Consider the following 13,137-nt stretch of genomic DNA (forward strand, 5'->3'; position numbering starts at 1 on the left):
CTTAATCTCGTTGGCTGTACTCAGTTGGGTATTACCGGTGGCACGAACTCAAAGGTCATCCCGAGCAGCCAGGCCAGCAGGAGGACCACCGGAAGGTGGAACAGGAACTGCTGGAAGGTGAAGCCCACCAGGTCCCTGGCCCGCAGGCCCAGCACCGCCAGCAGTGGCAGCATGAAGAACGGGTTGATGAGGTTTGGCAGTGCCTCGGCCATGTTGTAGATCTGGACGGTCCAGCCAAGGTTCATGTTCACGTCCGTGGCGGACTGCATGACGTAGGGCGCCTCCACCAGCCATTTGCCGCCGCCGGACGGGACGAACATGCCGAGGAAGGCCGTGTAGATGGCGATGATGACGGCAAACGCCCCGTTGCCGCCGATGCTGGTGAAGAAGTGCGCCAGGTGTTCGGAGACCGAGAGGCCGCCCGCGCCCGTGGCCTTGGTCAGGATTGCCGCCATCGCCGCGTACAGCGGGAACTGCACCAGGATTCCGGCGGTGGCGGGCACAGCCTTCGACACGGACTGGAGGAACCTGCGCGGCGTCCCGTGCAGCACGAGGCCCAGCATGAGGAAAACCAACAGGTACCCGTTGAGGGAACTGACCACGCTCAGGATGGGCAGCGTTAGCAGCTGCGACACCAGCCAGCCCAAGGTCAGGACGCCGGCGAGGATGGGCAGTAAGCGGCTGTATTCCAGCCATTCGCCCGGCCGCGACTGTTCCGCGGCTGGTTCGGGCTCGTCATTGAGGTCGACGCCGAGGTCCGCGGCCGTCCTGATCGCGCTGCCGGTGGGGGCGGAGAAGTGCGCGATGACGGTGGTCAGCAGCATGAGGATGGCCAGCGTGAGCAGGGACTGCCACGTGAAGATGGTGGTGCCGAAGTCCAGGACACCCGTGATCTTCAGCAGTGCCGGCGGAATGGACTGTTTTGTCGCCTGGAGCTGGGCCGCCGAGGAGGACATCCCCAGCGCCCAGACCGCGCCCAGGCCCATGAACGCCGCCGCACCGAGTGCCCGGTAGTCCACCTGGAGATCCCGGCGGCGGGCGATGGCGCGGGCCAGGAGTCCGCCGAAGATCAGGCTCAGCCCCCAGTTGACGAAGGAAACAGACATCGCCAGCACGGCAACAAAGCTCACGGCAGTCCGTGCGGATCCAGGAACCTGGGCCAACCGTTCGATCAGCCGGGCCATCGGGGGTGCCGTCGCCACCACATAGCCGGTCAGCACCACCATGGCCATCTGCAGGGTGAAGGCCGTCAGGTCCCAGAACCCGTTGCCGAACGAATCCACCACGGCCTTGGGCGAGGCCCCGATGGCCAGCGCCGCGATGGCAACCAGCAGGACCCCTGCCAGGGCGAAGATGTACGCGTCCGGGAACCATTTCTGGGTCCACCCGGCGAGGCTTTCGGCCATCCGGGCCAGGCCCTTCTGCCGGACGTCCTGGTGGTTGAGTTGCGTGGTGATCATGGGGATTTGTTCTCCGTTGAGTTGCTGCTGCGGACGGTGGCTGCTCAGGCGGGCACAAGGCCGGTGCGCTGCCGGACCGTCCGCTGTTCGATGTCCTTGACCCGGTCCGTTGCCTTCACCAGCCGCTGGACGAAGACGCCCGGGGTGACGATGTGGTTCGGGTCCATGCCGCCGGGCTGCACGACCACCTCGGCCTCGGCGATGGTCAGCCGGCCTGCCGTGGCCACCACCGGGTTGAAGTTCCGGGCGGTGTAGCGGTAGGCCAGGTTTCCGTCCGTGTCCGCGGTGTGCGCGTGGACCAGGGCGACGTCGGCCAGGATGGCACGCTCCCGGACGTACGTTTCGCCGTCGAACACCTCGTGCGGCTTGCCCTCGGCCACCAGCGTGCCCACGCCGGTTTTCGTGTAGAAGGCCGGGATGCCGGCACCGCCGGCGCGCAGCCGCTCCGCGAGGGTGCCCTGCGGGGTGAACTCCACCTCCAGCTTCCCGGCGAGATACTGCTCGGCGAACAGCTTGTTTTCGCCCACGTAGGAGGCGATCACCTTGCGGACCTGGCCGGCCTCGATCAGGACGCCCAGGCCCTTGCCGTCCACGCCCATGTTGTTGGACACCACCGTGAGGTCCGTGACGCCTGAATCGCGGACGGCTTCGATGAGGTCGGCGGGAATGCCGCTCAGGCCAAATCCGCCGACAGCCAGCGTGATGCCGTCCCGGAGTGCCCCTTCGAGGGCAGCGGGGGCGGAGGACTGCAGTTTCTTCATGACGTCTCCTCATTGAGCGTTCGACTGGTCCACCTTGTGGACTACAGGTTCTCGCAGTGGAGACTACGGGTGTGCTGTTTGCCCTGTCAAGCAGGCAAATAGGCCTGTTTTACAGTGTGGACGGTAGGATTAGAAGCATCCACAATATGGACAATCGAGGAGGTTGTATGGCTACGGTGCCAGTACAGGGTGCCCAGGTGGTGGCCCGGATAGCAGGGCTGCTGCGGCTGGTGGGCCGCAGCCCGGAGGGCATGCCCCTGGCTGGCCTGGTCCGGGAATCCGGGCTGACGCGGCCCACGGTCCACCGGCTCCTGTCCTCCCTGGCGTCGGAAGGGCTGCTGGACCACGACCCCGCCACCGGCAATTGGGTGCTGGGGCCGGAAATCCTGCTGATGGGTTCGGTGGCATCCGCGCGCTTCCCCATGGAGGACATCGCCCGGCCCAGCCTGCGACGGCTTGCCGAGGCGACGGGGGAGAGCGCCTTCTTTTCCATCCGGCGCGGCGCAGAGACGGTATGCCTGCTGCGGGAAGAGGGCAGCTTCCCGGTGCGGTCCTTCGTGCTGCACGAGGGCGTCCGCTTCCCCTTGGGTGTGGCGTCGGCGGGGACCGCCATCATGGCCTTCCTGCCGGAGGCTGAGCAGGAGGAACTGCTGACCCGGTGGCCGGAGCACGCGGGGGCGTTCGCGGCGAACCACACCCCCGCCCGAGTGCGGGAAAACCTGGCGCGCACCCGGCAGGCCGGATACTCGGTCAACCCCGGGATGGTGCTGGAGGGCAGCTGGGGGATGGGGGCGGCGGTGTTCGACCGGGCCGGTAAGCCGGCCTGGGCGCTGTCCCTGACCGGCATCGAACCGCGCTTCAAACCTGGGCGGCAGCCTGAACTGGGCGCCCTGCTGCTGGCGGAGGCGCACCGGATCACGCAGCAGCTGGGCGGCGAGGCTTCGCCGCCAAAGTAGCCCGGCTTTGCCCGGAAACGACGACGGCGCGCCGCCCCTTTACGGTGCGTCGCGCCGTCGTGCTTCCCAAAAGTGGGCTGCTTCGGCTGGCTAGAGTCCTGCCCGGGGTTCCTCCGGGCCCTCGTGCTTCCACCAGGTATCGAAAATGGTGACCGGGACGGTGCGCTTGTGGCGGGTGCGCAGGTACTTCTGTTCGATCGATTCGGCCACCTCGTCCGGAACGTCGCGGCCCTCGAGGTAGTCGTCAATCTGGTCGTAGGTCAGGCCCAGTTCGTCCTCGTCGGTGCGGCCCGGCCGGTCATCGAGAAGATCGGCGGTGGGCACCTTCCCCCAGACCCGCTCAGGCGCGCCAAGCTCAGCCAGCAGGGCGCGGTTCTGCCGTTTGTTCAGGCCGAACAGGGGCAGGATGTCCGCGCCTCCGTCGCCGTACTTGGTGAAGAAGCCGGTCACGGACTCGGCGCCGTGATCGGTTCCGATCACCAGGTAGTTGTGCTCGCCGGCCAGCGCATACTGGGCGATCATGCGGGTCCGGGCCTTGGTGTTGCCCTTGTGGAAGTCGGAAATCTCCGAGCCCACGGTCTTTTCGAACTCTTCCTCGAAACCGTCCACGGCCGCGGAGATGTTGAACGTCCATTCCGTCTTGGCCTTGATGAAGTCCAGGGCCGCCTGGGCGTCCTCTTCATCGTGCTGCACGCCGTAGGGCAGGCGGACGGCCACGAAATTCGCGTCCACGCCCTCGGCTTCCAGCTCCTCCACTGCCAGCTGTGCCAGCCTTCCGGCCAGGGAGGAATCGAGCCCGCCGGAGATGCCCAGGACAAAGCCCTTGGTGTGGGTGGCCTTCAGGTATTCCTTGAGGAACGCGACGCGTTTGCGCACCTCCCCTGCGGGATCGATCCGGGGCTGGACGCCCATTTCTTCAATGATCTTGGCCTGGAGTTCGCGCATGTGGTCCAGACTAGCCAGCGCTGTCAACAACCCTCAACTGTTCCGGCCGGACGTTGCGCGGCGTACCGTACAGGCATGGAGCAGACGGGGTGTGCTGTTGTGGGTGGCGGGCCGGCGGGCATGATGCTGGGACTGCTGCTGGCCAGGGCGGGGGTGCAGGTTGCGGTCCTGGAAAAGCACAGTGACTTCCTGCGCGACTTCCGCGGCGACACCGTCCATGCGTCCACCATCCGGCTGATTGACGAGCTTGGACTCGGAGGGGGATTCCGCAACCTGCCACAGAGCCGCCTGAACAATGTCGCCGTCCCGGTCCCCGGTGCAGGCCTGGTCACGCTGGCGGCCTTCGACACCCTCAAACCGCCCTACAACTACGTGGCGATGATGCCCCAGTGGGACTTCCTCGACTTCCTCGCCTCCGCTGCCGCGGCGGAACCGACGTTTACGCTGCTGATGGACAGCGAGGCCACGGGCTTGGAGTTCGACGGCGGACGCGTCACCGGTGTGCGTTACCGGGCGGCCGGGATGGACGGGGAGCAGGTGCTTCGTGCCGAGGTCGTGGTGGCCGCCGATGGCCGCAAATCGGTGCTGCGGCAGACCGCCGGGCTGCATCCGAAAGAGTATCCGGTGCCGTTCGACACCTGGTGGTTCAGGCTTCCCCGCCGCGCCTCCGAGAAAGGCGAGGTGGCCGGAGTCGTGCCTTCACTGGGGGACCGGGACGCCATGATCGCGCTCAACCGCACGGACTATTACCAGATGGGGTACCTCGCGCCGAAAGGCTCCGATGCCAGGATCCGGTCCAACGGCGTGGAATGGTTCCGGCAGCGCGTGGCGGCCCTCCGTCCGGACCTCGCCGACCGCGTTGGGTCGATCCGCAGCCTCGGCGACCTGCACTTCCTGGACGTCAGGCTGAACCGCCTGCCCCGCTGGTATGTGGACGGTTTCCTGTGCATCGGCGATGCCGCGCACGCGATGTCCCCTGCCGGCGGGGTGGGGATCAACCTCGCGATCCAGGACGCCGTGGCGGCCGCCGAACGGCTGGCGCCCGACCTGCGCCAGGGGCAAGTACGGACCAGGACGCTTGCGGCGATCCAGCGCCGCCGGGGGATGCCGACCGTGGTGGTGCAGGCGGTGCAGCGCATCCTGCACCGGCTGGTGTTCGTCCCGCTCTTCGCCGGGAGACTGTCCGGTGACATGCTCGCCGGCCACGGAGGCGGGGCCAAAGCCGCCTTCCCGCGCGCCGGCTTCTTCATCCTGCGCCACAATCCACTGGTGAAGCGTGTCCTCCCGCGGATGATCGCCCTCGGACCGCGCCCCGAGCATGCGCCAGGTTTTGCCCGCCCGCTCACGGCCAACCCACCCACTAAACTTGGGTCCATGACTTCCCCCACTGACACGGCTGTAGACACTGCCGCTGCCCGCGCCCGACTGCTCGAACTGATCAAGGAACTCGCCGTGGTCCGCGGCAAGGTGATCCTCTCCAGCGGGGCCGAGGCAGACTACTACATCGACCTGCGCCGCATCACCCTGCACCATGAAGCGTCCAAGCTGGTGGGCCAGGTGATGCTGGCGCTGGCGGACGAGGCCGGGATCGGGTTCGACTGCGCCGGCGGCCTCACCATGGGCGCGGACCCGGTTGGCACCGCCGTCATGCACGCTGCCGTTGACGCCGGCCGCACCGTCGACGCGTTCGTGGTGCGGAAGGCCCAGAAGTCCTACGGCATGGGGCGCCAGGTGGAGGGACCGTCCGTTGAAGGGCGCAAGGTGCTGGTCCTGGAAGACACCTCCACCACAGGTGGTTCGGCGCTGACGGCGGTGGAGGGCGTCCGGAAAGCCGGCGGCAACGTGGTGGCGGTGGCAGTCATCGTTGACCGCGATACCGGCGCCAAGGAGAAGATCGAAGCCGAAACCGGCGTGCCCTACCTGTTCGCCTTCGGCAAGGACGAGCTGGGGCTCGCCTAGCCTGGCCCGTTGTGATGGTTGCAGCCCCGGGCGCCGGCACTTGGACCGGTCCCCGGGGCTGTCTTATCATGAGCCTTACCCCCATCAGTACTCTTGGAGACCTTGCACAATGCTCCCTCCTCAACAGGCCCTAAGCGCAACCGACCAGGTCCAGAACCTCATCCTGGAAAGCGCCGATTTCGAGGAGTTCCTCAACGAGTTGGCGCGATTCTCCGCGCACCAGATGGCGGGCGACGGCGACGACGCCCTGTGCGGCATTACGCTGCTCCGCGACCGCAAGGCTGCCACCATCGGCTGGAGCAGCGAGTCGGCGCGGGAGGTGGACGAGATCCAGTACTCCCTGGCCCAGGGGCCCTGCCTCACCGCGGCGAAGGAAGAGCGCGAAGTCTACGTTCCGGACCTGTTCAAGGAGGACCGGTGGGGGCCGGACTACGCCGCGGCGGTGGCCTCACATGGTCTGCGCTCGGTGCTCTCCCTGCCCTTCAACCTCCAAGGCGAGGCCAAAGCCGCGCTGAATCTGTACTCGGACGTCCCGCACAAGTTCGATGGCTTCGCGGCCGTCAGGGCACGGGGCTTCACCCGGGAAATCTCCGAAGCGCTGCGCCTGGCCGTCCGGTTTTCGCTGCATGCGGACAGCGCCACCAACCTTCGCGCCACCCTGGAATCGCGGACCATTATCGATATCGCGATCGGCATCGTCATGGCGCAGAACCGCTGCAGCCAGGAAGCCGCCGTCGAGATCCTCACGGAGGCCTCCAGCAACAGCAACACCAAGCTGCGTGACATCGCAAAGTCGCTGGTGGACTCGGTAGGCGGGAGCGGCGCCCGCACCCACTACCAGGAACCGTCCAAGGTGAGGCCAAGCGGGACCGCCTGAAGTGCGGCTTGTGTGCCCCCTCCCTGCGGGTTACGCTTGGCGAGGTTGAGCCGTCGGCCATAGACCCTCTTTTGGAGTACCTATGGACCGCGCGCTAGACGCACTAGTTAACCTTGATGTCCCCGGGGACATCGTCCGGATCGAAGTCCGGGGGACGCTTCACCACCACAGCCGTGCTGAACTCGTCCACATCATCAGACGCGTCAGGCGGATGGGCATCCGCTGCCATATCTGCGTTGACCTGTCACAGGCCGCCCTTGTTGAGTCCTCAGCCCTGGCCGGGCTGCGCAGCGACCTGAACGCCATGGACATCAACTCATTGCCGGGCGCCGCGCGGGCCGCGGTGTCCCTGCAGCTGACGCCGGCCAGCCATGACTGGGCTGCCGAAGCATCCTCCGGCGCCCAGCGGATCCACCTGGACGGCGACGTCACGGAGCTTTTCGCCGACAACGACTTCGGCGAGGGCCGGCGGCAGCCGCCGGAAATCCTCCTGGCGGAGCTGTACGGACGGCCGCTGGCCGAATTTTCCGACGAAGAGCTGCTGGCGGCCAGTGACTCCCTCTTCGCCCTGCTGGATATCCCGCAGGCGTTCGACGGCGCCGATCTGCTGGGGCGCTACAACGACATCGGGCTGGAAATGCGCCGCCGGCAGCAGGAACCCGAAGCACCCTTCCCGGCGACGGAGGGCCAGGCGGCCAGCTGATCCGGCGTCGCCGAATGGTTACGCCCCGCTTCTTGCGGCGGCGTCTTTCGGTGTGCCTACGTTAGTAGTGTGCCGTTTGAGGGAGAAGTGAATCCGCAGGACCGCCGCGGGACTCCGCAGGCCCGGCTCCTGGCGGAGGCGGCTGCCCTCAAACGCTTCTCGCGCCGGTCCTTCCTCGGCGCTGCGGGGGCAGCCTCCCTGCTGGCCGCAGACATGCTGCTCACCCGGCAGGTGCAGTCGGAGCGCCGCACCACCCGGATCCTGCCGGTCGCCGACGACTTCGCCGACGCGTACTACCCGGACGCCAGCTGGTTCCTGTTCCCGGGCTACAAGACCAGCTGGGAAGAGGCGCAGTGGATCCTCAACACCCTCCGCGGCTCGCTGAACAAGCGGGCCCGGCTGGCCGCCGTCGGCTATTCCAACCTGGGCCTGAACATCAACGAGGTAGTCAACGCCATCGCCGACTACGTCTCCGCCGGGAAGATTACCAAACTGTTCTTTTACGGGCACAGTTTCGGCGGCATGCTGGCCACCCAGGTGGCCGCCAGGCTCCTTGCCGTCCACGGCCTGGAAGTCCAGTTCATCCTCCTGGACTCAAGCCCCTACAGCGCCCATGACGTGCTGGACCAGAGCTGGTTCGACGGCGTCGTGTTCCTTTACGAACGCGGGTTCCGGTTTCCGTCCACCCTGCGCGGAGGGTACGAGCTGGGGGAGCGGATCATCCACAAGGATGAACGGAGCTGGCGCCAGATCATGGACCAGACGCTGGAACAGCTGTCCCCGATTGCCCCGTCCAGCGTGCTCATCCAGACCGAGTCCGCCTACATCTACCACTTCGACGGAAGCCAGTACGCGGGCAGGATCGGGAAGGCGAAGATGGCGTACCTGGGCAACCCGAAAGACCGCACCGTGGACTACGAGACCGCCGTGGAAACCTGGGCCGTGGTCTTCAAGGACAACATGGTCTCCAGCAACCTGCAGACCGTGGGTGCCGCCCCGGCGCATGCCAGCCCTGGCTGGAACCCCCAGATCTACCGGCCGCTGCTGACGGACCTGCTGGACGAGTTCGTGCCGCTGCCCCGGGGCGGTTCACGGGTGAGTATCTTCTAGATCTGGTTCTTCAGGTCCGCCACCGAGTTCAGCACCTGGTTGGGGCGGAACGGGTAGGCCGCGATGTCGTCCTTGTGCGTGATGCCGCTCAGGACCAGGACCGTGTGCAGGCCCGCTTCCATGCCTGCAATGATGTCCGTGTCCATCCGGTCACCGATCATGGCTGTGGTTTCGGAGTGGGCGTCGATCTGGTTCATGGCGCTGCGGAACATCATGGGATTCGGCTTGCCCACGATGTACGGCTCGCGGCCCGTGGCCTTGCTGATCAGGGCCGCGATGGCCCCGGTGGCCGGCATCGGGCCATCCTTGGACGGGCCGGTGGCGTCCGGGTTGGTGGCGATGAAGCGGGCGCCGGCCAGGATCAGCCGGATGGCCGTGGTGATCGCCTCGAACGAGTAGGTCCTGGTCTCGCCGAGCACCACGAAGTCCGGGTTCTGGTCGGTGAGGATGAAGCCGGCCTCGTGCAGCGCCGTCGTCAACCCCGCCTCACCAATCGTGTAGGCGCGGTTGCCCGATTCCGAGCCCCCGGCGGACACCTGGTCCTTGAGGAACTGCGCGGTGGCCAGGGCGGAGGTCCAGATGTTCTCCTCGGGGACCTCCAGGCCGGAAGCGCGCAGGCGGGCGGCGAGGTCGCGGGGCGTGAAAATCGAGTTGTTGGTCAGCACCAGGAAGCGCTTGGACGTGTCCACCCAGCGCTGGATCAGTTCGGCCGCTCCCGGGATGGGCTGGTTCTCGTGGACCAGAACGCCGTCCATGTCCGTCAGCCAGCACTCGATCTCCTGGCCGCTGCGGTACACCGCCGGGTTGCCTGCTACCTGGTCTGCTTCTGCCATGCCTGTCCTCCACGTGATGAATGCGCCCGTGCTGAAAGCCCGAAAGGTCCAGTCTAGTGTTGAGGGGTGAACCAAACGCCCGGCATGACAGACGAACCCGACCACGCGCCCGCGGAGGGTGCGCCGGAAAAGGCGGAGGTCGGCGTCGGGCCTTGGGAAGGTGAACTGCCCGAAGGCGACCACTGGGATCCCGACCTCCTGGCCGACGGGGACCGCCGCAACGTCCTGGACAAGTACCGCTACTGGAAGCACGAGGCGATCGTTGCCGAACTGGACTCCCGCCGGCACAGCTTCCACGTGGCCATCGAGAACTGGCAGCACGACCTGAACATCGGCACCGTGGTGCGCACCGCCAACGCCTTCCTCGCCAAGGAAGTGCACATCATCGGCCGGCGGCGGTGGAACCGGCGGGGTGCGATGGTTACCGACCGCTACCAGCACGTCCGCCACCACGCCACCGTGGAGGACTTCGTCCAGTGGGCGCAGGGGGAGGGGCTGGCGATCATCGGGGTCGACATCTTCCCGGACTCGGTCCCGCTGGAGACCTACGATCTGCCGCGCGACTGCGTGCTGGTCTTCGGCCAGGAAGGCCCGGGCCTGACCCCGGAAGTCCACCAGGCCGCCGTCGCCACGTTGTCCATTGAGCAATTCGGCTCCACCCGCTCCATCAACGCCGCCTCGGCCGCCGCCATCGCCATGCACGCCTGGGTGCGGCGGCACGTGTTCAACCAGCACGTCTGATCCCGCGAGATGGCATTTGACGGCAGTTGCCGCCGGGCAACTGCCGTCAAATGCCATCTCGCGTGGTCGTCGGTGTCCCAGCCTGTGGATAACCCCCTAGCGAGACCGCCAGCGGGCCAGAATGGGGCATGCGCAGGAGAGCACTTCCCGACCACCTGACCACAGGTTCCTTCTCACTCCGCGCCTCAGATAAGGCTGGTGTGACGCGTACCCGGACGGCTGCGAAGGACCTGGTGACCGTGTCGCGGGGAATCCGGGTGCCGGTCCAGTCAAAGGCGGCCGGCGCAGCAGCTTTGCGTGCCTACACGGACCTGGACGACACCTCCATCCTTGCCTCGTTGTCCGCCGCTCGGGTGTGGGAGGCGCCGTTGGCGGCTGGGCCGGGGAGCGACTGGCGGATCCATCTTGCCCGTCGGCGGGGTTTCAGTTTTCCGCGGCGAGCCAACGTGGTGGGGCACCTGCTGACCTTCCTGCCGGATGAAGTGGTGGAGTACGACGGCGTCCGGCTCACCTCGCCTGCGCGGACATGGCTGGATCTTGCCTCGGTGCTGGCCTTGGAGGACCTCGTTGCCGTGGGCGACCATATGGTCTGCTTCCACGGGCCTGCGTTTCCCCATCCCCGGGCGGCATTGTGCGGGTTGGACGACCTCAACCGCATGACTGCGCGCCATCCGGGGATGCGTGGCGTGAAAAGTGCCCGGGCAGCCCTCGAGCTCATTCGGGTGGGTGCCGATTCGGCGCCGGAAACGCACATGCGGCTGGCCCTCGTTGGAGGCGGCCTGCCGGAGCCGGTCCTCAACCACGTGGTCCGGAATTCCCACGGCATCCCCACTTTATGGCCGGATGCCGCCTATCCGCAGTGGGGCATCGCGCTCCAGTACGACGGCCGGCACCATGCAGATCACGATCAGCACGTCCGGGACATGGAACGGCACGACCGGACCCTGGCGCTGGGCTGGCTGGAAGTGCGCGTCGGCAGGCAACACCTCGACGGCGACCGGCCCGCCGTCGTGCGTAAAGTGCGGGAGGCGCTGGAGGGCCGCGGCTGGACGCGAGGTGGCAGTTGACGGCAATCCCGGGCCGCGCCACTGCCGTCAAGTGCCATCTCGCGCTGCGGGTGCGGGTGGGGCGTAACCCGGAGCACACCCGGTCCCGGAATGGCTAGGATGGTGCCAAGCCGTAAGCGGTCTACTTGAGGGTCATCCACCCACAGACGAAACTCAGCAGAGGAGCCAGCATGCCCATTGCAACCCCAGAGATCTATTCCGAAATGATCGACCGCGCAAAGGCCGGCGGCTTCGCGTTTCCGGCCGTGAACGTCACGTCCTCGCAGACGCTGAACGCTGCGCTGCGCGGTTTCGCCGAGGCGGAGTCCGACGGCATCGTGCAGGTTTCCACCGGCGGCGCAGCCTACTGGTCCGGCGCGTCAACCAAGGACATGGTTGCCGGTTCCCTGGGTTTCGCGGCTTTCGCCCGCGAAGTGGCCAAGAACTATGGCGTGAACATCGCCCTGCACACGGACCACTGCCCCAAGGACAAGCTGGACGGCTTCGTCCTGCCGCTGCTGGCTGCCTCCGAAGCCGAGGTCAAGGCCGGCCGCAACCCGCTGTTCAACTCCCACATGTGGGACGGCTCCGCCGAGACCCTGCAGGACAACCTGCGCATCGCCCGCGAGCTGCTGGCCCGTACCGCTGCAGCGAAGATCATCCTTGAGGTGGAGATCGGCACCGTCGGCGGCGAAGAGGATGGCGTTGAGAACGAAATCAACGAAAAGCTGTACACCACCGTCGAAGACGCCCTGGCCACAGTCGAGGCCCTGGGCGCCGGTGAGAACGGCCGCTACATCACCGCGCTGACCTTCGGCAACGTTCACGGCGTCTACAAGCCCGGTGGCGTGAAGCTGCGCCCGGAGATCCTCAAGGACATCCAGGCGCAGGTGGGCGCCAGGATCGGCAAGGAGAACCCGTTCGACCTGGTGTTCCACGGCGGTTCCGGTTCTTCCGACCAGGAGATCGCGGACGCCGTCTCCTACGGCACCATCAAGATGAACATCGACACCGACACGCAGTACGCCTACACGCGTCCGGTGGCGGACCACATGTTCAAGAACTACGACGGCGTCCTGAAGGTTGACGGCGAAGTGGGCAACAAGAAGACCTACGACCCCCGCGTCTGGGGCGCCTCCGCCGAAGCCGGCCTGGCAGCCCGCGTGGTGGAAGCCACCAAGCAGCTCGGTTCGGCCGGAAAGACCTTCTAGGTGTCGGACGAATTCCGCCGGAACCTGATGGGCCCCGAGCCCACCCTGCTGCCTGCGGAAACCGAGGTCAACGGGCAGTTGGCGGGCGGCCACGAGGCGCTGGACCTGGTGGCCAGGCACCCCACGTCCTCGCTGCTCTGGGCCATCCTGGCCGAGGAAGCATGGGCCGAGGGGCGCACCATCGACTCCTACGCGTATGCCCGGGTGGGCTACCACCGGGGACTGGATGCGCTGCGCCGTAACGGCTGGCGCGGCGTTGGCCCCATTCCGTGGGAGCACGAGCCCAACCGCGGATTCCTGCGTGCGCTGTACTCCCTGGGCCGGGCCTCATCGGCCATCGGGGAAGCGGAGGAGCCGGAGCGGATCGAGAAGTTCCTCAACGACTCCGACCCCGCGGCCAAGGCAGCTATCGAGGGCAAGTAAAGGTCCCCATCGCCTCCCTGGCTTCGCTTCGCTCAGCCGGGGAACCCTCGGCGGCGGAGGCCCCTATATACGACGGCGGCGGCTGGTGACTTTCACGTGAAAGTCACCAGCC

The 13,137-nt window shown here is 66.8% G+C and carries 13 protein-coding genes; 9 read left to right on the plus strand and 4 right to left on the minus strand.

The annotated features are described in order from the left end of the window. Positions 1 to 20: 20 nt before the first annotated feature. On the minus strand, positions 21 to 1,460 hold the full coding sequence (locus ACYSM9_RS14585) for a short-chain fatty acid transporter (protein WP_461857664.1): 1,440 nt from the start codon (positions 1,458 to 1,460) through the stop codon (positions 21 to 23). A gap of 44 nt (positions 1,461 to 1,504) precedes the next feature. Beyond that, positions 1,505 to 2,221, minus strand: coding sequence for a CoA transferase subunit A (locus ACYSM9_RS14590; RefSeq protein WP_461857665.1), 717 nt, complete (start codon positions 2,219 to 2,221; stop codon positions 1,505 to 1,507). A gap of 167 nt (positions 2,222 to 2,388) precedes the next feature. Between ACYSM9_RS14590 and ACYSM9_RS14595 the strand changes: the two genes are divergently transcribed. After that, the gene (locus ACYSM9_RS14595; RefSeq protein ID WP_461857666.1) at positions 2,389 to 3,177 is read left to right on the plus strand and encodes an IclR family transcriptional regulator; all 789 of its coding nucleotides are present in this window, start codon (positions 2,389 to 2,391) and stop codon (positions 3,175 to 3,177) included. A gap of 90 nt (positions 3,178 to 3,267) precedes the next feature. Here ACYSM9_RS14595 and nadE read toward each other — a convergent pair whose 3' ends face one another. Then, positions 3,268 to 4,122: an ammonia-dependent NAD(+) synthetase gene (gene nadE / locus ACYSM9_RS14600; RefSeq protein ID WP_461857667.1), complete on the minus strand. Its 855-nt coding sequence runs from the start codon at positions 4,120 to 4,122 to the stop codon at positions 3,268 to 3,270. A gap of 75 nt (positions 4,123 to 4,197) precedes the next feature. On the opposite strand from nadE, the gene pyrE reads away from it, so the two are divergent. The 4 genes from pyrE (at position 4,198) to ACYSM9_RS14620 (ending at position 8,771) form a co-directional block, all read left to right on the plus strand. Further along, on the plus strand, positions 4,198 to 6,081 hold the full coding sequence (gene pyrE / locus ACYSM9_RS14605) for an orotate phosphoribosyltransferase (RefSeq protein ID WP_461857668.1): 1,884 nt from the start codon (positions 4,198 to 4,200) through the stop codon (positions 6,079 to 6,081). 109 nt (positions 6,082 to 6,190) lie between these two features. Then, positions 6,191 to 6,958: a GAF and ANTAR domain-containing protein gene (locus ACYSM9_RS14610; RefSeq protein ID WP_461857669.1), complete on the plus strand. Its 768-nt coding sequence runs from the start codon at positions 6,191 to 6,193 to the stop codon at positions 6,956 to 6,958. 82 nt (positions 6,959 to 7,040) lie between these two features. After that, a complete protein-coding gene (locus ACYSM9_RS14615; protein WP_461857670.1) occupies positions 7,041 to 7,661 on the plus strand; it encodes a hypothetical protein in 621 nt (206 codons plus the stop codon). Between the two features lie 69 nt (positions 7,662 to 7,730). Further along, the gene (locus ACYSM9_RS14620) at positions 7,731 to 8,771 is read left to right on the plus strand and encodes an alpha/beta hydrolase (protein WP_461857671.1); all 1,041 of its coding nucleotides are present in this window, start codon (positions 7,731 to 7,733) and stop codon (positions 8,769 to 8,771) included. Here ACYSM9_RS14620 and ACYSM9_RS14625 read toward each other — a convergent pair. Continuing rightward, a complete protein-coding gene (locus tag ACYSM9_RS14625; RefSeq protein ID WP_461857672.1) occupies positions 8,768 to 9,604 on the minus strand; it encodes an HAD-IIA family hydrolase in 837 nt (278 codons plus the stop codon). The genes ACYSM9_RS14620 and ACYSM9_RS14625 overlap by 4 nt on opposite strands. A gap of 84 nt (positions 9,605 to 9,688) precedes the next feature. On the opposite strand from ACYSM9_RS14625, the gene ACYSM9_RS14630 reads away from it, so the two are divergent. From ACYSM9_RS14630 to ACYSM9_RS14645, 4 genes are all read left to right on the plus strand, one after another. Further along, positions 9,689 to 10,345 (plus strand): TrmH family RNA methyltransferase, encoded by a 657-nt coding sequence (locus ACYSM9_RS14630; RefSeq protein ID WP_461857673.1) that lies wholly within the window; start codon positions 9,689 to 9,691, stop codon positions 10,343 to 10,345. Positions 10,346 to 10,545: 200 nt separating this feature from the next. Continuing rightward, positions 10,546 to 11,412, plus strand: a complete 867-nt coding sequence (locus tag ACYSM9_RS14635) for an endonuclease domain-containing protein (protein ID WP_461857674.1) — start codon at positions 10,546 to 10,548, stop codon at positions 11,410 to 11,412. A 170-nt stretch (positions 11,413 to 11,582) separates the two neighbouring features. Continuing rightward, positions 11,583 to 12,602 (plus strand): class II fructose-bisphosphate aldolase, encoded by a 1,020-nt coding sequence (gene fbaA / locus ACYSM9_RS14640; protein ID WP_461857675.1) that lies wholly within the window; start codon positions 11,583 to 11,585, stop codon positions 12,600 to 12,602. Then, positions 12,603 to 13,025, plus strand: a complete 423-nt coding sequence (locus ACYSM9_RS14645; RefSeq protein WP_461857676.1) for a DUF3151 domain-containing protein — start codon at positions 12,603 to 12,605, stop codon at positions 13,023 to 13,025. Positions 13,026 to 13,137: the final 112 nt, after the last annotated feature.

Source organism: Arthrobacter sp. C152 (assembly GCF_054890965.1).